Raw genomic sequence first — 21,734 nt, 5'->3', positions numbered from 1 at the left:
TTCAGCCGGAAAACAGCCATGAGATCTGGCTATGTCACACCGGTCCGTGTGGGCGACGACTTCTTCGAGTTCGCCGCCGGGCTGCAACTCGCCATCGACCAGGAGGCCGGCGTCGAAGTCCCAGCCGCGGCACTGTTCTTCACGCCCACCGCCAAGGACGGCGGCGCGACGCGTGCGGAGCCGGGACCGTGAGCACGCGGCTGCCGCAGGTGGATCTCACCGACCCGGCGCTGTACGCCGAAGGCGACCCGCACGCGGTCTGGCGCACGCCTGATGCTCCGGCGCAGCGGCGCCCGACTGGCCCTCGTACCGGACGAGGGGGACACGATCGCCCCGCCCTGTGGCCCGGAGCGCGTCCTCTGGGACGGTGGTCGGGTTCCCCGCGTTCAGGCTCCGCCGGAGGGCCGCTTCGCGGGGCGCCGCGGCGGCCCCGCCTACACCTGCTTCACCAGCGGTTCGATCGGCAGACCCGAACTCGTCACCATTTCCACGACCGCGCTCGGCTGGTCCACCGCCGCAAGCCTCCAGCACTACCCGGCGCCCGTCGGCGCGTTCCTGCTCACGCGGACATCGTCGATGTCGTTGTCCCCTACGCCCGGGTGCTGAAGGCCGACGCGGAGCGGCTGCGCCACGTGGCCTTCACCGGCAGCGACCGCATAGCGCTGCTCCGGGCCGAGCACGGGGAGGCGGCCGACATGTACGTCCGCAGGGCGAGCGAGACGCCCGACCCCTGGGCGCTGCGCAGGCCCGCGCCGCGGTTCGACGTGACCGACTACGTGGAAGGGCTCGTGGCGGAGATCCGCGAGCTCCTCGTCGAGGAGATCTGCTGGGGCATTTCCTGTGACGACGACGAGCTGCGCGATCTGCTGGCCCGCCACGAGGAGGAGTCGGGGCCGCTCACCATCGTGCTGCAGCAGCCCCCCGACGCGCGTCTGCTTGACGCGCTCGTGACGCACTTCCCCCGCCTGCTCTTCCTTTTCGCCCATCGGCAGGCGGTGGCGGCGCCCGGGGCCGCCGACCGCGTCCGCCTGGACGGGATGACGCCAGGACAGGAGAAGGACATGGTCCGGACGCACCGGCAATTCATGCCGCGGTCGGCGGGTCGCTCCGGGTGTGGCTGACACGGGCACACACCAGGGGACGCTGCCCCGGAGGGGCCGTTGCCGCGACGCCGCTGCCCGGCGTGCCGCTGCGGTCCTTACGCTTCGCCGCTCGACTCGAAGGGGTGACCGGTGTGTGCCGACCCGACGGCAGCGGGCCGGACAGGAACACCCCGCCCGGCCCCGCTGCTGGTTCCCGGCTGCTCACTGGCTGAGGCGGATGTGCGGCCCCCACGCGAACTCGAGGTCGTCCAGGCAGACGGTCTTCAGCTCCTTCTCCCACTGGCCGCGCAGGAGGAACGGGGCATTCTCTATCCGTTCCACGATGATCAGGGTCTCGGGCTGTCCCATCAGCGCGTACCGGCCGTGCGAGGCGGGCTTGCTGCCCGGTCCGTGCGTGCGCAGCATCTCCTCCAGCCGGGCGCGGTGCTGCTCCACGAAACGCCTCCAGGCGCTCGATGTACCCCTCGCGTTCCTCGGCGCGTACCGCGCTCGGAGCGACGTCCAGGAAGTCACTACCGTCCGGCCGGAGCCGCTTGCCTGGTGCGGCCACGGCCCAAGGGAAGCGCTCTGCGGCCGCTTCGTCAAATCGTTATCCGAGGCATCGTTCATGTACAACTCAGCCACCGTCTTGAGCAGCCGCTCCGCGAACGCGGCGGTCTCCTCCACCTTCTGGTGGAACGTCATGCCGTACGCAGGTGCCATGCGGTGGGGTGTTCCAGGAGCGCCGTCTGCAACCGGGCGAGGTGCTGGCCTCGCTGCGCCTCCTTCGGCTCCGTGAGACCCGGCGGGGGTTGCGGATCACGAGCATGTCGATCTCGAAACCGGCGTGAAGTTCGCGCTCGATCACCTCAGTCAGGTTGAGCTCCGCGAGCCGCGCTCAAGTCCCTGGTGGCGATCGGATTGATTCCTTCTGATGGCGGCACACGGTGGTGTCCGCGTTGCAGGCAGAGTTGTTGGTAGAGGCGGGGGAGTGCCGAAGAGAGTGCGCATGCATCTGTGACAGGTCAGGCCTCTGGAGCTGTGGGCAGCGTGTGTTGGGACGCGTCAGAGTTGCTGGTAGCGGCTGTGGGAAAAGAGCGCGCATACGGTTCGGGGGTGTCGGAACAAGGCTCATAGGGCTGGGCTGGCGAAGAGTTTTCTTGATCGCGACCGCGGCGGCTGCACTTAAGGGCTGAGTGCCGGTGGCCCACACGGTGGGTGATCACTTTGTGGCAGCGCTTCTCGGGGGTGGCCAGTTCTGGTTGGTGCAGACCAAGCGCCCAGGGCGCTTCGCCAACGGACTGTCTCCGGGAATGGCCAGGCCCATCCTGTGTTTTCACCGCGCGCCCATCGGGCATCGTCGCTCGTTACCTTCACGGGCTGAGGTTGGCGGATTCCAGATAGGCGACCCATTCAGCCGATTACTTTGTGTAGCGATCGTCGACCTTCACGCCAAAGGGGGCAAGTCGGCTACTTGCCACTATTTCTCCTGCTCGTAGCCATATGAGAACTAGAAATTGTGCCTTAGTTCACATTGACGTTCGGAACTGTGGGGCGTTGACTCGCACAGCCTGTGTAGGACTTGTGACTCTGGGGTGGGGACTATGGGGTTGGAACGTAGGTGTTGCGATGCCGGTGCACGAAGACGAATACGTACCGTGACCGGGGCGGTGACATCAGCGCTGCTGCTGTCGCTGCTGCCGTCTGTGGGGCACGCGGCTGCTGGCGATGAGCCGGCAAAGGCCCCGGCGGCCGGGCTGAGTGAACGGTCCGCGTACGCGCGGGCGGTGGCATCGGGGGAGCCGGTGGAGGTGACCTCCGAGCGCTCTGAGTACACGACGACGCTGGCGAACCCGGATGGCACGTTCGTCATTACCCAGGCCACCGAGCCTCAGCGCGCCAGAACCCCAGAAGGAGGCTGGCGGGGCATCGACGTCACGCTGGAGAAGCGCTCCGACGGCAGGATCGGCCCGAAGTCGGCCGTAGTGGACTTGTCCTTCTCCGGCGGCGGCAGCGGCTCGCAGCTGCTGCGACTGGGCCACCAGGGCCAGGGCCTGCGCCTGGGCTGGCCCACCACTTTGCCCACACCCTCACTTGACGGTGCGACCGCCACGTATGCGAACGTGCCGATCAAGGGCGTAGATCTGCAGCTGACGGCGACGGCTGAGGGCTACCGTGAAGTGCTCGCCGTCAAGACCGCTGAGGCGGCGGCCAGCCCCGCACTGGAGAAGATCAGACTCACTGCCCAGGGGGAGGGGCTGAGCCTGGCCCCCGGTGAGGGCGGGGGCCTCCGCGCCGTGGACGGCGACGGCAACGCGGTTTTCCGCGGCCCGGCCGGCCAGATGTGGGACTCCGCTGGCAGTGCCGCCCATCCACCACAGGTACAATCCCAGTCGGCCAAGGAGACTGCGGCTGCCCAGCCGGACCAGGCTCCAGCTCTGCAGCCTGAACAAGAGGCCACGCAGAGCCCGGTCCAGCCCGGCGAGGGTGATGTCAGCGCTGAGCTTCCCGTCGCGGTCGGTGCTGGCGCCGTCTCCGTCGCGCCGGATCTGGACCTGCTGCGAGGCAAGGACACGGTCTACCCGGTTTACATCGACCCCGCGGTGGGGCTGGGCAAGTCGGAGTGGACGAAGCTGTCCTCCGACGGTGACAAGTTCTGGAAGTTCAGCGAGCCCAAGGGCGTGGGCCGCTGCGGCATCGCGGACGGCTACTACTGCAGCACCAACGGCTACACCGACCGCATGTACTTCGAGTTCGGCGCCTCCAAGCTGTCCGGCAAGCAGGTTCTGGACGCGACGTTCCGTGCCTATGAGACATGGTCGTTCAACTGCACCCCGCACTGGGTCGACCTGGAGCGCACCGACAACATCTCCGAGGGCACCCGCTGGCCCGGTCCCAAGCAGCTGAATCAGATGGGTGACCGCTACGTCTCCGCGGGCCGCGGAGATCTGTGCAGCCCTGACCAGCCCAACTCCTGGGTAGAATTCAACGACAACCCGGACGAGAAGGACGAGAACCTCACCTCCACCGTACGGGCGCTCGCGGACGGCAAGTTCCCGCGACTGACGCTGATGCTGCGGGCCAAGGACGAGGGTGAGCCGCGGGCGTGGAAGCGTTTCGACTCCAATGCCGAACTCAAGGTCTGGTACGTCCACAAGCCCGGTGTGCCCACTTCCGTCGGCGCGATCCCGGGCACGGGCACGAAGGCGTACTGTCGCCCCTCCTCCTCGCCGCTGACGGTGACGACGGATACCCCGACCGTGCAGGCCCGGGTGCAGACCAAGGTCGAGCAGCACCAAGGCGAGGAAGAGGGCTATCTGCAGGCCGAGTTCGTCATGCAGCGCTCCAGCACCGACACCCGATCGGGCAGTTGGTCACAGGTATGGAGCACCTACAAACCGCCATCCGGTTGGGATCCGGACGGCACCTTGGAGAAGGCGACCACCGACAAGCGGGCTGACGGCGGTCTGTACCGGTTCAAGGCCAGAACCCAGTCGCACTGGAACTACAACGGCAGAGATGGCGACCTGTTCTCGCCGTACTCGTCCTGGTGCTACCTGCGTATCGACTCCACCGCCCCCAAGCCGCCCACCATTGTCAACGGCTCCCCCTACACCCAGTGCACGGCCAACGACTGCGCCCCTCACGGCGGGCCGGGCCAGCCGGGAAGCTTCACCTTCAAGCCCAACACGGCCGACAAGGACGTGAAGGCCTACCGGTGGCGGCTGCTGACCTCGGACGCGGATGCGGTGAAGACGGTCAACGCAGCAACGACGAATGCCTCGGTGATGGTCAACGACGTCAAACCTGGGCTGCCGGGCGCCCAGACCCTCTCTGTGGAGGCCAGCGACCTGAAGCTGGACAAGGAAGGGCGGGTGCGCTGGGGGCCGCCAGCCGAATTCACGTTCAAGACCGGTCTCGCTGACGGCGCGACCGGACGCTGGCGCTTCGACGACGGCGCCCCCGGCTCCGCCCTGATGACTGCCAAAGACACGGGCGAGACCGGGACCCGCCACGATGTGCTCCTGCGCGACGAGGCGGGCACCGGCTGGTCGACCATGGGCCGACGCGGCGCAGGCGACTACGCGCTGCGCTTGAACGACAACCTCAGCGACCCCGGACAGCAGGTCGGCTACGCCTCGACCGATGGAGTACCGATCAACTCGCAGGACTCGTTCACCGTATCGGCCTGGGCCTACCTCACTGACGCCTCTGCCAACCGCACCGTGCTGGCAGCCCCGGGAGAACACGGCTCGGCTTTCACTCTCTACTACTCGGCCACACACAAAAAGTGGGTGTTCAACCGTACCGACCAGGACAAGAACGGGCCCACCTACGTCCGTTCCATGGCCGACAAGGCCAACCCCCCGCTGAAGGTGTGGACACACCTGGCCGCGGTCTTCGATACCCAGGACGACGGCGACAAGAACAACGACACCATTCAGCTCTACATCAACGGACGGCCTCAGGGCGACCCAGTGTTTCTGGCGCAGGAGGCGGCCACTTACGAGCCATGGCCGGCAGATCGTAATTTGATGGTCGGCCGCTCGAAGGTCGGTGGCAGCTATGGCGAGTACTTTTTGGGCCGGGTGGACGAGATCGCGACCTGGCAGGAGCCGCTGACGCCTGCGCAAATCCGCGAGGAGAACCGGACAGAGAAGGGCGAAGTGCCCGCCAACGAGCTGGTCGCCCACTGGGATGCCACCATCTCCTCCGGCAACCAGGTCACCGAGAGCCCGGAAGACCCCGATGATCCGGCCAGCACATCCTTCCCCTACCGCCGCGGTGGTCTGGTCCTGTCGGGCTCGGGGGCCAGTGTGAGCGGCGAAGACGCGACAGCCCTGGTGCTGAACGGCACCTCCGGCTACGCCTCAGGCGATGACCCGGTAGTCGATGAGACCGGATCATTCACGGTCTCCGCACGGGTACGGCTGAACAAGGCGCTGCTGGCGGCCAAACCGGTCGGCTACCGCGGCCTGGTCGCCTCACAGCCCACCCCGGCGGGCAAGGAGTCGTCCTGGGCGCTGTGGGTGGAGAAAGCGACCGCCGACGCCTACCAGTGGAAGTTCGGCCGCACCGCCGTCGATGCGAACGGCAAGGTGGTCGACTCCGCACTCGCCCCGGCCCAAGAACCGATCGGCGAGCAGGAATGGGACACCTGGGTGGACGTGACCGGCGTCTTCGACGCCGGCCAGGACTTCACCGACGACCAAGGCGAGCAGCAGTTCGGCGTCGCCCAGTTGTACGTCGGTCCGTTCCTCCAGCAAGGCGAGGAAGACCCGGGACTCGGCACACCGCAGCAAGGCAGCGCGACCCTCTCCGTGGGACGCGGGTCAGCGAAGGGCACCATGGGCCACTACCTGCCGGGCGACCTGGCGAAGCTTCGCGTATGGAGCGGGGCGATGACGCCGGGACAGGTGAGCAGCCAGATCACCGAGCTCTCACCCTAGGCACTCGCCGAATTCTTTCCACCCCTAATGCCTTCTTGCTGACTTTCCTTCGACGGCGTGCGGCCACCGGATCACCGGTGGCCGCACGCAAGGAGATGCGTGATGAACCTGCCTGCCTTCGGTCTGCCCCGGTCACGCGGCACGCATAGACCCGCGCGACCCAGGACCTCTGTGCCGCCTTGGAGGCGGCGGGTCGCGGCGGTGACCGGCTTCGTCCTCCTGCCGGGCCTGCTGAGCCCGGTCGCGTTCGCAGCCGACATCGATCCTCTGGGCCGGCCCAAGCTGGACGCACCGCGCCCATCGAAGGTGACACCGCTCACCGCGAAGGTGAACAAGAAGACGGCGAAGGCAGTAGCGAAGTCCGCCTCAGCAGACAAAGCCGCAGCCGAACGTGCCCGCACCCAACAAGACCGCACCGTCACCTGGCCCAAGAGCGGCAAAGCCACCCTGACCCTGCCCAAAACAGGGAAGACGACGGCGAAACCAGGGAACCTGCCGCTCACCCTCACCGCACCGCAGCAAACCAAGAACAACAAGCAGATACCCGCCCTCGACAGGCTCCAGGTCCGCGTTCTGGACCAGCAGGAGACCAAGAAGCTCGGCATCAAGGGCATCGCGCTCACCGTCACGAGCCCCAAGAACGGCGGCGCAGCCCAACTAGGACTCAATTACGAGGCGTTCGCCTCCGCCTACGGCGGTGACTGGGCCGGCCGCCTGCAACTGCTGCGCCTGCCCGACTGCGCCCGTACCGCCCCGGCCAGGACGGCTTGCCGCACCCGCACTCCGCTCGAGTTCACCAACCACCGCAAGGACGAGCAGCTCACCGCACCGCTGACCTTCCCCACCGCGGCCAAGAGCGGCACAGCCGAAGACCGCACCATGGTGCTGGCCCTGGCGGCCGGAACCAAGTCCGGTTCCGGCGACTACAAGGCCACCCCACTGGCCGCCTCCTCGACCTGGGAGGCCGGCGGCTCCTCCGGCTCCTTCACCTGGTCCTACCCGCTGCGCACGCCGCCCGCCGCGGCAGGCCCGAAGCCGGACCTGTCGATCTCCTACGACTCCGGCAGCGTGGACGGGCGCACCGCCTCCACCAACAACCAGGGGACCGCGATCGGTGAGGGCTTCGACCTCACCTCCTCCTACATAGAGCGCAAGTACGGCTCCTGTGACGATGACGGCCAGGACAAGAAGTACGACCTGTGCTGGAAGTACGACAACGCCTCCCTGGTCCTGAACGGCCAGGCCACTGAGCTGGTCAAGGACGACACCAGCGGCACGTGGCGCCTGAAGAACGACGACGCCTCCACCGTCACCCGCCACACCGGCGCCGACAACGGCGACGACGACGGCGAGTACTGGACCCTCACCACCGGGGACGGCACCACCTACACCTTCGGCCTGAACAAGCTGGAAGGCGCGGGTGCCGAGGAGCGCACCCAGTCGGTGTGGACCGTGCCGGTCTTCGGCGACGACGAAAACGAGCCCGGTCACAAGGACGGCTCATCGTTCTCCGGCCGGGACAAGAAGCAGGCCTGGCGGTGGAACCTCGACCTGGTCCAGGACACCCACGCCAACACCATGACGTACTGGTACCAGGCCGAGCACAACAACTACGACAAACTCGGCGACGACACCACCGGCACCGACTACACCCGCGGCGGCTATCTCAAGGAAATCCGCTACGGCCAGCGCGCAAGCACCCTCTTCTCCGCCAAACCGGCAGCCTCCAACAAGGTCACCTTCACCTACGCCGAGCGCTGCCTGGCCACCGGCACCGGCTGCGACGCCCTGACAGAGGACAAGCGCGACAACTGGCCCGACGTGCCCTATGACACCGTCTGCAAAGACGGCGACAAATGCACCGGCAACGTCGGCCCCTCCTTCTTCACCCGCAAGCGCATGACCGGCATCACCACCTACGCATGGAACGCAGCCGCAGCGACCCCCGCCTACGCCGCGGTGGACGCGTGGGAACTCAAGCAGCTCTACCTCGACCCGGGCGACACCGGCGACACCACCGACCAGTCCCTGTGGCTGGACGAGATCAAGCACACCGGCAAGCGCGGCACCGACCTCGCCCTGGACCCCGTGAAGTTCACCCACGCCTTCCTGCCCAACCGGGTCGACGGCGCCAGCGACGACATCCTGTCCCTGGACAAACCCCGCCTGCGTACGGTCACCTCCGAAGCCGGCGCACAGACGATCATCTCCTACGCCGCAGCGGACTGCGTGGCCGGGCAGACCAAGCCCAAGGTGGACGAGAACACCCGGCGCTGCTACCCGGTGCACTGGTCGCCCAACGGTGAGAAGACACCGATCCTGGACTGGTTCCACAAATACCCGGTCACCGCGGTCTCCACCACCGACCCCCAGGGCGGATCGGAAGCGGTCCAGCACACGTACCAGTACTCCGGCGGCGGTGCCTGGCACTACAACGACGACCCCATGACCCCCGCCAAGGAACGCACCTGGTCTCTCTGGCGCGGCTTCGGCAAGGTCACCCACCTCACCGGTGACAAGGACAGCGCCCAGCTCAAAGAGGTCAGCGTCTACCTGCGCGGCATGAACGGCGACCGCGTCCTCGGCACGGACAACAAGACGCCCGACCCGGACAAACGCAAGAGCGTCAAGGTGACGGGCATCAAGGCCGCGGACATCACCGACTCCGATCAGTACGCAGGCTTCACCCGCGAAAGCGTCACCTACAACGGCGACACCGAAGTCTCCGGCACCATCAATGACCCCTGGTCGAAGCGGACGGCCACCCAGCACAAGTCCTACGCGGACACCGAGGCCTACTACGTCCGCACCGCCGCCAGCCACGCCCGCACCCACATCACCAGCACCGCGACGCCCCGTGACCGCATTCGCACCACCAAGACCACCTACGACGACTATGGCATGGCCGAAACCGTCGAGGACAACGGCGACGACGCGATCCCGGGCGACGAGACGTGCACCCGCACCTGGTACGCCCGCAACGACGACAAAGACGTCAACATCAACGCGCTGGTGTCCCGCACCCGCACCGTCGCCAAGACATGTGCGGTCACCGACGCGAACCTGGATCTGCCGGCCGACTCGGACAAACCCGGGGACGTGATCGCCGACACGGCGACCGCGTACGACAATCCGCAGGCCACCACCTGGTCGGCCACCCAGAAGCCCACCCTGGGCGAGGCCACCTGGACCGGCCGCGCCAAGGCCTACAGTGCCGACAACGCCCCCACCTGGCAGAAGACGGCCACCACCAGCTACGACACTCTCGGCCGCCCGCTGGTGGTCAAGGACACCCACGACCTGACTACCGCCACCACCACCTACACGCCGGCCGCTGCCGGCCCGCTGACCTCCACCACCGTCACCAACGCCGCCAAACACCAAGCCACCACCACCCTCGACTTCGCGACCGGCGCGGCGCTGAAGACCACTGACCCCAACAACAAGGTCACCGAGACCGACTACGACAGCCTGGGCCGCGTCACCAAGGTCTGGCTGCCCAACCGCTCCAAGGCACTGAACAAGACCCCCAACTACGTCTACGACTACAAGGTCACCAGCAAGGACCTTTCCTGGGTGTCCACCGGCACGCTCAAGGGCGACGGCTCCGGCTACAACACCACCTACGAGTTCTACGACTCCCTGCTGCGCGCCCGCCAGACCCAGACCCCGACCCCGGTCGGCGGCCGACTCGTCTCACTGACGCTTTATGACGACCGCGGCCTGGCCGTCAGCGCGCAGGGCGACATCTGGGACAACACCTCGCCGCCGTCCGCCACGGTCGTACAGACCGAGGGCAGCCAGGCCCCCGTCCAGACCGACACGACCTACGACGGCGCGGGCCGCGCCACCAAGGCGGTCACCAAGAACTACGGCGTCACCCGCTGGACCACCAATTCCACCTACACCGGCGACACGGTGACCACCAGCGCCCCCACCGGCGGCCAGGCCACTGCGGAAGTCACCAACGCCCTGGGCCAGCTGACACAGCGCCGCGAGTACGGCGGCCCCCAGCCCACCGGTACCGACTTCACCACCACCGACTACACCTACACCCCCGCAGGCCAGCAGAAGACACTCACCGGTCCTGACGAAGCCAAGTGGTCCTACAGCTACGACCTGTTCGGCCGCCAGGTCGCCGCCGCCGACCCGGACAGTGGCACGACCCGCACCACCTACGACTCCCTCGACCGCCCCGTCACCACCACGGACGAGGAGGACAACAAGCTCCTCACCGAGTACGACGACCTGAACCGCAAGACCAGCCTGTGGCAGACCGACAAGACCGATGCCAACAAGCTCGCCGCCTGGACCTTCGACACCCTCGCCAAGGGGCAGCAGGACACGGCCGTCCGCTACGACGGCGGCACGACCGGCAAGGTGTACACCCAGAAGGTCACCCAGTACGACAGCCTCTACCAGGTCATGGGCAACCAGCTGACACTGCCTGACGACGACCCGCTGGTGAAGGCAGGCGTACCCAAGACATTCCCTTTCACCACCGGCTACCGCCTGGACGGAACCATCAGCCAGGCCTCCCAGCCCGCGGTGGCAGGCCTGACCGCCGAAACGGTCGGCTACACCTACAACGACATCGGCCAGCAGCTCAAGTCGGTGGGCACCAACGGCTACCTCCAGAACGCCGTGTACTCCCCACAAGGCGACCTGCGCCAGCAGACACTGGGCATGAGCGATGCCAGCTCAGCCAAGAAGGCCTACATCACCTACGACTACGAACCGGGCACCCGCCGCCTGACCCGCTCCTACGTCACCGACGACGTCCACGGCTACATGCCGCAGGAACTGAAGTACACCCAGGACGACGCCGGCAACGTCACCTCCATCTTCGACGCCACCACCCAGGGCGGCACCACCAAGCCCGACCACCAGTGCTTCACCTACGACGGCCACCGCCGCCTCACCGAAGCCTGGACCCCCAAGACCGCCGACTGCGCGAACGCGGGCCGTAACGCCTCCAACATCGACGGCGCAGCCCCGTACTGGACCAGCTACACCTACAACCAGGCCGGCCAACGCAAGACCGAAACCCAGCACGCCAGCTCCGGCGGCGACAAGACCACCGACTACACCTATCGCACCGACCAGAACCAGCCCCACCCGCTCGTCAAGACCGAAACGGGCGGCAAGACCCAGACCTACACCTACGACAAGACCGGCAACACGACCTCCCGCCCCGACGGCGCCGCCCAGCAGACGCTTACCTGGAACACCGAGGGCAAACTCGCCCGGACGACAGAGGGCTCGGCCCAGACGGACTACCTGTACGACGCGAGCGGCGAACTTCTCATCCGTCGCGCCAAGGGTGACGGTGACACCGTCCTCTACCTCGGCGCGACCGAGGTCCGCCTCACGGTGAAGGGCACCACCAAGACCCTCTCCGGCAGCCGTTACTACACGGCCAACGGCCAGACCGTCGCCGTCCGCACGACAGCAGCCGGCACTTCAGGAACGAGGATCAGCTACCTGGCCGCCGACCATCACGGCACAGCTGGCCTCGCCCTGGACGCCACCACCTACGCAACCACCAAGCGCTACACCACCCCCTTCGGCGCCCCCCGAGGCGAGAAGACCACCAACTGGCCCGACGACAAGGCCTTCCTCGGCAAACCGGCAGACACCGCGACCGGCCTGACCCACGTCGGCGCCCGCGAATACGACCCGAACGCCGGACAGTTCATCAGCGTCGACCCGCTCCTGCAGACCGAAATCCACCAGACTCTCAACGGTTATAGCTACGGGGCCCAGAACCCGCTGAGCAACGCTGACCCCAGCGGCCTGGGCCTGAAGTGTGCGGGAGGCGACCCAGCTTGCCCCAAGCACGGGAACGACGGTCACGAAGCTAATGGCGGAGGCGGGTATGGCGGGGGTGGAGGTGGGGGTAGGAGCGGCGGAACCGCCCCTACCAGAAGTACCGGCCACACAGCACAGCCCAGCAGCGGGCCGCAGTGCCTCCCGATCTCCGGAAACGTATGCGCATGGCACAACCAGCCGTACACGGGCCCATCAGACAAGGACAGCTGGTTCACCAACGCCGTGGACGTAGCCCTCAAAGACGTAATTCTTCCTGACTTCGAGGCTTGGAAGGATTGCTGGAACGACAAGGGCTTCAATTCCGCCTGCGGCAGTGCGGCGATGGATTTGCCGTGGGGAAAGCCCCTCAAGGGATTGAAGCTGATTCGGAAGGCGCTCGAATCAGGGGAGGAGGTGAGCGATGGAGCAAAGAAGGCGAAGAAGGGGATCCCCTCTGGCTGTAAGTGTTTCCTCCCGGGAACCGATGTTCTAATGGCCGACGACTCGACAAAGGACATTGAGGATGTCAAGGTCGGGGACAAGGTACTGGCTACTGATCCAGTGTCTGGTGAGTCCGGGCCGAGAGAAGTTACGCGCCTCATTGTTACGGAGAGCGATAAGCGCTTCAACACGCTATCAATCGCCACCGATGACGGAATCAAGAAGCTCACCGCAACCTACGAGCACCCATTCTGGTCCGCATCTGAGCATCGATGGGTCGAGGCCGGGGACCTACGACCGGGGATGAGCCTCCTCACCGATGACGGAGACACAGTCATCGTGACCGGCAACTACGCCTTTACAAAGCAGGCTCGTACGTACAACCTCACGGTCGAGGGGCTCCACACGTACTATGTGCTGGCGGGCGAGACTCCGGTCCTCGTTCACAATTCTGGCGGCTGCCCTCCCGAAACCCTCATCCATTACACCGACGAGGCCGGGATGAATGGGATCGTGGGAAGCAAGAAATTGAATGCCTCAACCAAGGAGGCGAGCCCGAAGGATGCGCGCTATGGCGACGGGCAGTATCTGTCTGATATCGCTCCCGGAACCAAGACCTGTGGACAGCTGTCGCGATGCTTCCTCGGTCACCCATTCTCTGGGCGACGGTTCACTAACTACGTCGAGATTGACGTCAGGGGATTGAATGTCGTCAAGGGAAGAGACAACGTCTATGTGATCCCCAATCAAGGACCCTTGGATCTGAACGGGCGAATAATCGGTCACGGAGCGAACTGAGATGCGATACCTCAAGGTGCTGTGGAGCCACAACCTGCCTGATGAGCCGATCGAGCTCTACAGCGAGATCGATGATGCGGGGTACGAGATCCGCAAGGTGGAGATCTATCGGGACGGGCGTCGGGATTTCGCGGACGGTGAGTCATCCTCGGGAACGACCATGCTCGGGGAAAGTCCGCTTCCGAGCCTAGAGGAGATTGCCGAGCAGGAAGAGTTTTCTCCGTCGCTCATTGAAGGAGTGGACTTTGAAAGAGTCTGGCGTCAAGTCGTAGGTGACTCCAATGGCTCCTGATCACGGGTGCGAGTGACCTTCGGCGCTTGCAGTCTTGATCGCTCGGAACCTCGTGCTCTTGATTTCCTGGATTAGAACTCATCCTGAGATCAGCGAAAATTCTGGAAGCCCCGCCGGATTTTGATTCCGGCGGGGCTTCTTGGGTGTCTGACGGCAACGGTGACGGCAACGTCAGCGGACGGCAGCAGGGCCAGGTGGGTCGTCGGTGTCATCGTCGGTCGGGCTGAGGGCGTCGTTGAGGGTGTCGATGGCCTGGCGCTGGAGGCGGAGTCGCACGTGGGCGTAGACGCCGGCGGTGACGCCGATGTGGGCGTGGCCGAGGAGTTCCTTGATCACGATGAGGTCGACGCCTTGTTCCAGGAGCAGGGTCGCGGTCGAGTGGCGGAGGTCGTGGAAGCGGATGCGGCGGAGTTCGGCCCGGTCGAGGAAGCTGCGGAAGCGGCGGGTGAGATTGGCGGGGTCGAGAGGCCGCCCAGTGGGCGTGGTGAAGACGAGGCCGGTGTCGCTCCAGTCCGGTCCTACGTTCTCGCGCTCCTTGTCCTGTCGTTCCTTGTGTTCTTTGAGGGAACGGAGGCATTCGGTGGGGAGTGCGATGCAGCGTTCGGATGCCCGGGTCTTGGTGGGTAGATGCGTGAGGCCACCCGTGCGGGTGCGCTGGAGTGAGTGTCGGATGCTGGCCGTTCCGGTGGTGAGGTCGAGGTCCTCCCAGCGGAGGCCGAGGAGTTCGCCCTTGCGGAGTCCGGTGCGCAGGGCGAGTTCGTACAGCGCGTGGAGCCGGTCGGCGCGGGCCGCGTCGAGGAACTGGCGGGCCTCGGCTGCGGTGAGCGGACGGAAGCGCCTGGACTGGTGCGTGGTCGTCTTGACGTTGCGCGCGACGTTCCGGGGCAGTTCGTCTTCGCGGACGGCGTGTTCCAGCGCCGATTTGAGCACCGAGTGCACGTAGGTCACGGTCAAAGCGGACAACCGCTTCTGGCAGCACTCGCCGACCGCGCAGCACCTCTTCCGCACAGCGTCGAGTCCCTGGGCGCAGCACTGGCAGGTGGTGCGGAGGCGGTCGAGGAAGGTGCGGACGTCTTTGGCGGTGAGGCGGGCGATCTTCTTGGTGCCGAGTCCGGGGATGAGGTGGAGGCGGACGCAGGCGGCGTAGCGGGTGTGGGTGTTCTCCCGAAGCCTGTGGACGGCGACACTGTCGAGCCAGTAGGTGAGGTAGTCGCCGACGGTGCTGTCGGCGGTGGCGACGGGGAGGCCGCGGTTGCTGTCGGCGATCTTCTCGGCGAGTTTGTCGGCGGCTTCTCTTCGGGTGGTGCCGTAGACGCGGACGCGTTTGCGGGTGCCGTTGGCGGCGAGGACGTAGCCGGCGGCTTCCCAGCGGCCGTCCTTGCGCTGGTAGATGGTGCCTTCGCCGTTGGCACGGGCTTTCTTGCGCGTGGGGGCGGTCATCGGGCGGCTTCTTCCAGGTGGCGCTGGACGTAGTCAGCGAGGGCGTGGGCGGGGATGCGGCGGGCGCGGCCGATGGTCAGCGAGGCGAGGCGGCGGGTGCGCAGGAGGTCGTAGAGGGCGGAGCGGCCGATCTTGAGGCGGGCCATTGTCTCTGGGACGGAGAGGAGTTCGTCGTCACGCACCGGCTGTCGCCTCCTGCTTGCGGGTCGGGCCGCCGTGGATGAGTGCGGCGAAGCGTTCGAGGTCGGGGGTGAGGCCGGTGCCGTCGTGGGCCCAGTGGGCGATGACGAGGGTGGTCGGGGAGGGCGGAGGGGTGTGGCGGCGGTGCCATGCAGCGCGGGCGGCCCGGAGGGCGCCGAGGGTGGTGGAGTAGGCGCGGGTCTTGGTGGAGAAGTGGCCGCGGAAGCCGAGCATGTGGGCCCACTTGCGCAGGTTCAGGTGCTTGAGGTCTTCGCGGCTGCCGAGGGCCCAGGCGGTACGAATCATGCGGGCGGCGTGCTCGGGTACCGACTCGAACCAGAGGTCCGTGATCCTCTTCAGCCGGTGGTCAAGGGTGCCGGTGGCGGCTTCGGTACCCTTGGTGGCGTACTTGGCGACGTATCCGGCGACCTTGCCCTCGGTGATCGTGGTCCCGCCCTGGAAGGCGGAGGACCGGATGATCCTGGTGTCGATCTGCTCGCCGAAGGCGAAGGAGTGGGAGCGGCTGTTGATCTCGGGCCCGTCGATGTGGGCGCGGGTGGCCGCGGTCCGGATGGCGTCGGCGAGGAGTTCGGGTGTGGCCCATGCGGGTGGCGGGGTGTAGGGGCCTGCGGGGCCGTCGAGGCGGATGACGGCGTGGAAGTGGATCATTCCGCGCTGCTGGTACTCGGCGACCTTGGCGTACGAGACGCGGACAGACTTGGAGAGCAGGCGCTGCGGGACGTCGGTTGCGGCGGCGATGGTGCGGCGCAGGTGGAGCATGAAGCGGGCCCACAGGGCGGGGGCGTGGGCGTTCCACAGCACGGCGCCGGGGTAGTCGTACCGCTCGGGATCGAGCGGTGCGCCGAGCAGTGGGTCGCCTTTGGTGTGGGTGCGTCCGCAGCGGCAGCGGGCGGAGCCGCTGGTGCGTCGCCCGTGGACCGGCCCGTACGAGGGCGCCGTGAGGGTGGCGAAGACGCGGGGGTGGGTGGCGACCTGGTCAGGGATGTTCTTGCCGCCGCGCAGGCCGGCGGCGATGAGGTGGTAGGTGTCCTGGCGGTAGAGCTCGGCGCAGGAGGGGCAGCGGGTGGTGCGGCGGTTGCCGCAGCGGACCAGGAGGTGTCCGGCGGGCAGTTCCTTGGACTTCAGTTCGCGCAGGATCTCGCCGGTGAAGGCGTCGATTTCGGTGCGCTGGCCTTCGAGCCGGATCGGCTGGGCGCAGCCGCCAAGGGAGGACAACTGCCTTATCAGGCCGAGCAGGTGCCGGTACCCGGTGAACGTGGGCAGTGCGGCCGTGGCGGGTTCGGGGCAGGGGATTGTGGTGGTCGGGGTGTGCGATGGCATCCTGGCGGGACCTCTCTGCACTGCGGCACACACGTGTGCCGTGGACGGGTAAGGGAGGGAGGCCCCGGCAAGGGCGAGGGTTTGGCGACTACACGCCCTTGCCGGGGATCACTGTGAAGCGGGACCAGGAGGCGGCGGTCACGCGGCCTTGTTCAGGTCGACGCGGTCGGGCAGGTCGCGGACCTTGAGCCCTTCCGCACACATCAGGTCGTTGATCTGCCAGCAGGCTTCGGTGGGCAGGTAGACCGAGCGCAGCCGGACGGGGGTGCGCATGTCGCCGACGGAGGCGATGGACACGCCTTGGGGCATGGTGCGGTCGGCGGCGGTGATGTCCAGGTCCCGGCCGTCGGGGAAGAGGTGCAGGAAGTCCTCGACGGTGTCGACGCGGTGGCAGATCCGGGCGGACAGGTTGGTTCGTACGGCGGTGGTGAGCACGTCGGCGGAGGGCTTCTGGGTGAGCAGCCACAGCCGGATGCCGAACTTGGCGCCCTGGCTGGCGATGGCCAGCAGCTCGGCCTCGAAGCGTTCGCGGGCCTTGCGGTCCGGGTGCCGGGTGTAGTTCGCCACCTCGTCGATCACCACGAGCAGCAGCGGTAGTTCGGGGCTGAACTCGGTGATGCGGTCGGTGCGGCTGGACCAGAACAGCCTTTCCCGGCGCTGCATCTCCTCGCGCACCCAGCGCAGGATCTCGGTCGGCTCGTCGGGGTGGATGGCGTCGGAGACCTTGTAGGCGGTACGCCACCAGGGCGCGACCGCACCGAGGTTGGGGTCGATCACGATCAGACGCACGTCCCGCATGAGGGAGGCGTAGGCGAGCAGGGTGTTGACGGTGATCGATTTGCCGGAGCGGGTGAGGCCAGCGACGAGGGCGTGCGCGGAGTAGGCGAGGTTGAGCACAACAGGGGTGCCATCCTCGTCCCAGCCGAGCAGCACGTCATCGGTGGAGACGAACTGACCCGGCCGGCAGGCCGGGGAGCCGTCCGGACCGAGCAACGGTGAGCGGATCACCGCCTCCAGTGGCTCACGCCGGAAGCCGCGCGCGACGATCACTCCGGCTTGGGCTGGCTGATCCGGATGCGGCGCATACCCCAGGCGTCGCACAGGCCCTCGCTGGCGTCCTGCCAGGCGCTGAGCCCCACCTGCGGCAGGGCATCGGCTGTGACGGTGACACCGAAGGCGTCGGCGCGGGTGTGCAGGCGCGGCACCAGGACGCGCGACTTGGTCGGTTGTTCCTGCGGCCCGTATTGCTGGAGCACGGTGGGGGTGGCGTCCTTGACTGCCAGGCCGAGCATGGGGGCGAATCGCTTCCAGCTCCACCGCAGCCGCCGCGCCTGCCGCAGACTGATCCGGGTCTCGGCGTCGGCCTGGTACCAGCGGGTGAAGCAGTACCCGGCCCAGCCCAGCAGCCCCAGCACGCCGAGGCCGACCACGGCCAGGAGCGCGAGCCCGAGGGAGTTCCCGGTCATCAGGCGCCCACCTTGGCGGTAACGGCGTCGCCGCGCACGGAGATGCCGTGCTGGTCCTTGCCGTTGATCTCGTTCTCCCAGGCCGAGGCGACCAGGCCGGTGAAGGCGACGGGCATGCCGACCTTGAGGCCCTTGCCGAGGCCGGGCTCGGGCACGTTCACGGTGATCACTTCGGCGCGGCCGTTGAACGCGAACATCACGTCCACCTGGTGCAGGTGGGCGCCGGTCGTGCGGTCGATCGCAGGCTCCCTGCCGTCACGGTCCTTGAATCGGGGCCGGGGCTCGGAGGCCAGGATCACCAGGGCCTGGGACTGGTCGATGGGCATGGTCTTCACGGCAAACCTCCAGGTAGAGAGGTGCGAGACACCCGTGTGGGTGATCGCGTGCCGCAACCATACATTCATTCCATCCGAAGTCCATCCCTATTGAGTTCCATCCGTTCTCGCGTGGTCCATCCATCAGGCGGCTACTCTGACCCCGTGAGGCCGCTGAGCTGGTGAAACACGACAGGCCACGGGCGGCCCGCGGCGGGTGGAATCGGACTGGGACCAGGGATGGACATGGCTGCTGCTGACGAAGCGCGCTTGACGTTCGAACGCATCGCGGACGACCTGCGGCAGCAGATCCGGGACGGCGAACTGCGGCCCGGCCAGCTTCTGCCGACGCAGAGCCAGCTCATGCAGACCTACAAGGCATCGAGCCTGACCGTGCAGAAGGCGATCCGGCTGCTCAGGAACGAGGGCTGGGTCATCGCCCGCCAGGGGCGTGGCACATTCGTCACGCGCTCGGCCGACTTCGAGGACGCCTTCGAGAAGGTCGCTGGCGATCTCACACAGCAGATCTACTCCGGCACCCTGGCGCCCGGCGCCCGGCTCCCGGCCCGCGAGGTCCTGGCGGAGCACTATGCGGTGCCGCTGAACGTGGTCACCAATGCCATCGCCCTGCTGGCCGGCAACTTCCTCCTGCGTTACCCCGGCGAGTTGCCCGGCGACGAGGTCTACGTACGCGACTGGGACGACCACGGCTTCGCCACCCAGCTCACCCACGGCCGCCTGGTCCGCAAGATCAGGGACGGATCACTGGCCAGGGGCGCCACGGTCACCGTGGACGAGGTGGTCGACACGATCGGCGGCGACCCGGAATCCGCCGACCAGGCGCTGACCTTCCTCGCCCTGGAGGGCAGGATGAAGAAGGCCCACCAGCGCAACGGCTCGATGGCGTATGTCGTCGTGGGGGGCGAGTTCGGCACAGAGGTACCGGTCGCGGTGCAGCCGGTGCACGAGCCGGACGAACCGTCGACCGCCCCGCCGAACGAGTTCCCGGCGGTGGCCGGAGTAGCGGATCTCGCCTACAAGCTGGAACGAGCCCTGGAGCGGATCGAGGAGCTGGAGGAGCGCGTCGAACGCCTCGAAGGCCGCGACGCGGACTGAGGCGGGTACGTGAACGGCAGCGTCCCCGAAGGCCGCAGGCTGGCTTTCGGGGACGCGTCGTGTGGATCGGTCAGGGTTCGTACTCGTAGCCGATGGTGAACCGGGGCGGCAGGCACCATTCCCCGTACTCGATGATCCCTTCCGCGTCCGACCATCGGTGGGCGCCGGCCAGGATCGGGGAGCCGACCGGCAGCCCCAGTGCGCTCGCCTCTCGGGCATCGGCGGGGCGGGCGTGCATGTCGTCGCGGGCGTGGGTGATCGTGCGCCCGGTGGCTTCCAGAACCCGGGCGGACAGTCCGTGATTGCGGCCCGGGGCGGTGTTCAGCAGGTCCGGCACGAAGGCGGCGAACGGGGCCGGGTACCAGGTCACGGCGAACACGGTCCGGGTCTTGCCCCGTCCGGCCAGCCACTCGCGCCGCACCACCTGGTCCCCGGCCTCCAGATCGAAGATCTCCGCCACATACAGCGGCGGGACGATCGGCTCGGCCGCCGTCACCCGGCTCGTCTCGCCCGCGGCCAGGAACGACTTCACCCGCTGGACCCGGGCCAGCCGGTCCCGCGCCGACAGCGTCCAGCGCGGGTCATCGGCGACGTAGGTACCCCTGGGGGTGGTGCGGATGAAGTTCTCCACCTGGAGAGCCTGCAAGGCTCGGGAGACGGTGGCGGCCGCGGCCTGCCACTGACCGGCAATCTCCCGATTCGTCGGCAGCTTGGCGCCGGGCTCAAGCTCTCCCGACAGGATGCGCTCCCGGAAGTGATCCGCGATCTTCGTGAACGTCTTGGGACTGGGCATAAGGCGTGCCCCTCCGTTGAGTTGACGTGGCGTCAGTGGGAGCACACTAGTGCACTACGAACCGTAGCGGGAGTGCTTCGGCCACTCGAATACTGAACTAGAGCACCGACCTGTCAAGAGGTCGGCCATGTGACGTTCGAGAGGTGGCGATGTGCAGTGACGGAGCCGACCAGGTACTCGACCCCGCCAGTTGAACTCCCCTTGCGCCTGGACTCGGAGCCGGTACCCGTCGAGGGCTGTGCGGGGTGCGCGGAGTTGGCCAACGTACGCGACCGGGCCCGCGAGGTCGGTGACATGACCACCGTCAGCGACTGCAACGTCTACATGCGACGCCACCCGGAGGGCCACCAGTGAGCCCCCGCGCCGTCTACCGGCACGTCACCCACACCATCCGCCACGCACCCGAAGGCGGCATCACCTACGAGACGTTCTGTGCCACTGCCAACTGCGGAGCCGAATCCGGACCCCATGCCGAGCAGGAAGCTGCACAGGACTGGGCACTCCGCCACACCGGACGCACCGGCCACGACCTCTTCAGACGCGTCTTCACCGACCACGCCAAGGTCACCCGAGCCGAGTAGAACCACCACCGCCAGCCGGAACAGGACCCACACCCCACAGGCCATCGCGCCAGGCCAGCAGCCCAGCCGAACGCTCAACCGACAGCCAGGGCATACCGCCGAAGCGGGATGCGTCCAAACTTTCTTTACGTCTTCAAGGCGACCCGCTGGCGCGGGTCGCGCGCGGCACGGCCGCCCACCCGGCCCGCTCTCGGCTCCGCCACCGCGAGCCGGCCAGCGACCAGGCCGCGCAAAGACAGCGCAGCGGATGACCAGAAGCGCGAGGAAACCTGGACGTTCCCGCACAGCGAGCGCCAGGCCGACGACGAGGCAGCAGCAGGGTGTTGGCTGGTGCGTAGCTCGTGGGTGGGCCGGTCGGCTCCGTGGGCTTTACCCACCTGTTCGGGCCGGGGCCCGCGTCGGGCAAAGCCAGGGGGCCACTCGTTCAAATTCCGGGCAGGATCAAAGCCTGCCCGAGTTGCCGGGCCAGCGTACGGCCCCCTGACCATGCCCGACCCCAACCCGAACAGGACACCGGCCAAAGCCCACTCCACCGCCCTCACGCGCGTAGCCGTCTGACGGCAACGCCGACGGCAACAGGGGCGAACAGCACGGCACTTCCACGCACCCCCGCGGACTGGCTGAATTCC

The 21,734-nt window shown here is 67.2% G+C and carries 17 protein-coding genes and 1 pseudogene; 9 read left to right on the top strand and 9 right to left on the bottom strand.

Features of this window, described 5'->3' with window-relative positions; translation table 11 throughout:
- Positions 1-18: 18 nt before the first annotated feature.
- The 3 genes from KKZ08_RS04380 to KKZ08_RS04370 all read left to right on the top strand — a co-directional run bounded on the left by KKZ08_RS04380 (position 19) and on the right by KKZ08_RS04370 (position 1,121).
- On the top strand, positions 19-192 hold the full coding sequence (locus KKZ08_RS04380) for a hypothetical protein (protein ID WP_223773179.1): 174 nt from the start codon (positions 19-21) through the stop codon (positions 190-192).
- An 81-nt stretch (positions 193-273) separates the two neighbouring features.
- Positions 274-606: a hypothetical protein gene (locus KKZ08_RS04375; RefSeq protein ID WP_223773178.1), complete on the top strand. Its 333-nt coding sequence runs from the start codon at positions 274-276 to the stop codon at positions 604-606.
- Complete coding sequence (locus KKZ08_RS04370) at positions 600-1,121, top strand: hypothetical protein (RefSeq protein WP_223773177.1); 522 nt, start codon at positions 600-602, stop codon at positions 1,119-1,121. Before KKZ08_RS04375 ends, KKZ08_RS04370 begins: the two co-directional genes overlap by 7 nt.
- Positions 1,122-1,304: 183 nt before the next feature.
- Here the strand turns inward: KKZ08_RS04370 and KKZ08_RS04365 are convergent, their stop codons facing one another.
- A complete protein-coding gene (locus tag KKZ08_RS04365; protein WP_223779372.1) occupies positions 1,305-1,538 on the bottom strand; it encodes a hypothetical protein in 234 nt (77 codons plus the stop codon).
- Positions 1,539-1,664: 126 nt separating this feature from the next.
- Positions 1,665-1,995: pseudogene (locus KKZ08_RS04360) on the bottom strand (helicase); the annotation flags it as partial.
- A gap of 691 nt (positions 1,996-2,686) precedes the next feature.
- Here KKZ08_RS04360 and KKZ08_RS04355 point away from each other — a divergent pair.
- The 3 genes from KKZ08_RS04355 to KKZ08_RS04345 all read left to right on the top strand — a co-directional run bounded on the left by KKZ08_RS04355 (position 2,687) and on the right by KKZ08_RS04345 (position 13,874).
- The gene (locus tag KKZ08_RS04355) at positions 2,687-6,532 is read left to right on the top strand and encodes a LamG-like jellyroll fold domain-containing protein (RefSeq protein WP_223773176.1); all 3,846 of its coding nucleotides are present in this window, start codon (positions 2,687-2,689) and stop codon (positions 6,530-6,532) included.
- Between the two features lie 102 nt (positions 6,533-6,634).
- Complete coding sequence (locus KKZ08_RS04350) at positions 6,635-13,582, top strand: HYD1 signature containing ADP-ribosyltransferase family protein (RefSeq protein ID WP_223773175.1); 6,948 nt, start codon at positions 6,635-6,637, stop codon at positions 13,580-13,582.
- A gap of 1 nt (position 13,583) precedes the next feature.
- Entirely contained in the window at positions 13,584-13,874 is a 291-nt protein-coding gene (locus KKZ08_RS04345; protein WP_223773174.1) for a hypothetical protein, read from the top strand.
- 171 nt (positions 13,875-14,045) lie between these two features.
- On the opposite strand, the gene KKZ08_RS04340 is transcribed toward KKZ08_RS04345, so the two are convergent.
- The 6 genes from KKZ08_RS04340 to KKZ08_RS04315 form a co-directional block, all read right to left on the bottom strand.
- Positions 14,046-15,314 carry a site-specific integrase gene (locus KKZ08_RS04340; RefSeq protein ID WP_223773173.1) on the bottom strand — a complete coding sequence of 423 codons (1,269 nt, stop codon included), beginning with the start codon at positions 15,312-15,314 and terminating at the stop codon, positions 14,046-14,048.
- Entirely contained in the window at positions 15,311-15,496 is a 186-nt protein-coding gene (locus tag KKZ08_RS04335; RefSeq protein WP_223773172.1) for a helix-turn-helix domain-containing protein, read from the bottom strand. The genes KKZ08_RS04340 and KKZ08_RS04335 overlap by 4 nt, the downstream gene beginning before the upstream one ends.
- Positions 15,489-16,835: a replication initiator gene (locus KKZ08_RS04330; RefSeq protein WP_223773171.1), complete on the bottom strand. Its 1,347-nt coding sequence runs from the start codon at positions 16,833-16,835 to the stop codon at positions 15,489-15,491. The genes KKZ08_RS04335 and KKZ08_RS04330 overlap by 8 nt, the downstream gene beginning before the upstream one ends.
- Positions 16,836-16,973: 138 nt before the next feature.
- Positions 16,974-17,885: an FtsK/SpoIIIE domain-containing protein gene (locus KKZ08_RS04325; protein ID WP_223773170.1), complete on the bottom strand. Its 912-nt coding sequence runs from the start codon at positions 17,883-17,885 to the stop codon at positions 16,974-16,976.
- Positions 17,882-18,301 (bottom strand): hypothetical protein, encoded by a 420-nt coding sequence (locus KKZ08_RS04320; protein WP_223773169.1) that lies wholly within the window; start codon positions 18,299-18,301, stop codon positions 17,882-17,884. Before KKZ08_RS04320 ends, KKZ08_RS04325 begins: the two co-directional genes overlap by 4 nt.
- Positions 18,301-18,627, bottom strand: coding sequence for a hypothetical protein (locus tag KKZ08_RS04315; protein WP_223778898.1), 327 nt, complete (start codon positions 18,625-18,627; stop codon positions 18,301-18,303). The genes KKZ08_RS04320 and KKZ08_RS04315 overlap by 1 nt, the downstream gene beginning before the upstream one ends.
- A gap of 258 nt (positions 18,628-18,885) precedes the next feature.
- On the opposite strand from KKZ08_RS04315, the gene KKZ08_RS04310 reads away from it, so the two are divergent.
- Positions 18,886-19,731 (top strand): GntR family transcriptional regulator, encoded by an 846-nt coding sequence (locus tag KKZ08_RS04310; RefSeq protein ID WP_223773168.1) that lies wholly within the window; start codon positions 18,886-18,888, stop codon positions 19,729-19,731.
- Positions 19,732-19,801: 70 nt separating this feature from the next.
- Here KKZ08_RS04310 and KKZ08_RS04305 read toward each other — a convergent pair whose 3' ends face one another.
- Entirely contained in the window at positions 19,802-20,524 is a 723-nt protein-coding gene (locus tag KKZ08_RS04305) for a GntR family transcriptional regulator (RefSeq protein WP_223773167.1), read from the bottom strand.
- Positions 20,525-20,680: 156 nt separating this feature from the next.
- On the opposite strand from KKZ08_RS04305, the gene KKZ08_RS04300 reads away from it, so the two are divergent.
- On the top strand, positions 20,681-20,878 hold the full coding sequence (locus tag KKZ08_RS04300; RefSeq protein WP_223773166.1) for a hypothetical protein: 198 nt from the start codon (positions 20,681-20,683) through the stop codon (positions 20,876-20,878).
- Positions 20,875-21,105 (top strand): hypothetical protein, encoded by a 231-nt coding sequence (locus KKZ08_RS04295; RefSeq protein ID WP_223773165.1) that lies wholly within the window; start codon positions 20,875-20,877, stop codon positions 21,103-21,105. The genes KKZ08_RS04300 and KKZ08_RS04295 overlap by 4 nt, the downstream gene beginning before the upstream one ends.
- Positions 21,106-21,734 lie beyond the last annotated feature (629 nt).

Origin of the sequence: Streptomyces sp. 135 (assembly GCF_020026305.1) — a bacterium.
Taxonomy (GTDB): Bacteria; Actinomycetota; Actinomycetes; order Streptomycetales; family Streptomycetaceae; genus Streptomyces.
The sequence above is the reverse complement of the archived record's forward strand: the minus strand, read 5'-3'. Positions and strand labels throughout refer to the sequence as shown.

Coding starts and splice junctions, on each gene's coding strand:
- KKZ08_RS04330 (WP_223773171.1), bottom strand. CDS start 16,835: ATGCCATCGCACACCCCGACCACCACAATCCCCTGCCCCGAACCCGCC.
- KKZ08_RS04350 (WP_223773175.1), top strand. CDS start 6,635: ATGAACCTGCCTGCCTTCGGTCTGCCCCGGTCACGCGGCACGCATAGA.
- KKZ08_RS04340 (WP_223773173.1), bottom strand. CDS start 15,314: ATGACCGCCCCCACGCGCAAGAAAGCCCGTGCCAACGGCGAAGGCACC.
- KKZ08_RS04305 (WP_223773167.1), bottom strand. CDS start 20,524: ATGCCCAGTCCCAAGACGTTCACGAAGATCGCGGATCACTTCCGGGAG.
- KKZ08_RS04355 (WP_223773176.1), top strand. CDS start 2,687: ATGGGGTTGGAACGTAGGTGTTGCGATGCCGGTGCACGAAGACGAATA.
- KKZ08_RS04380 (WP_223773179.1), top strand. CDS start 19: ATGAGATCTGGCTATGTCACACCGGTCCGTGTGGGCGACGACTTCTTC.
- KKZ08_RS04375 (WP_223773178.1), top strand. CDS start 274: ATGCTCCGGCGCAGCGGCGCCCGACTGGCCCTCGTACCGGACGAGGGG.
- KKZ08_RS04320 (WP_223773169.1), bottom strand. CDS start 18,301: ATGACCGGGAACTCCCTCGGGCTCGCGCTCCTGGCCGTGGTCGGCCTC.
- KKZ08_RS04315 (WP_223778898.1), bottom strand. CDS start 18,627: ATGCCCATCGACCAGTCCCAGGCCCTGGTGATCCTGGCCTCCGAGCCC.
- KKZ08_RS04345 (WP_223773174.1), top strand. CDS start 13,584: ATGCGATACCTCAAGGTGCTGTGGAGCCACAACCTGCCTGATGAGCCG.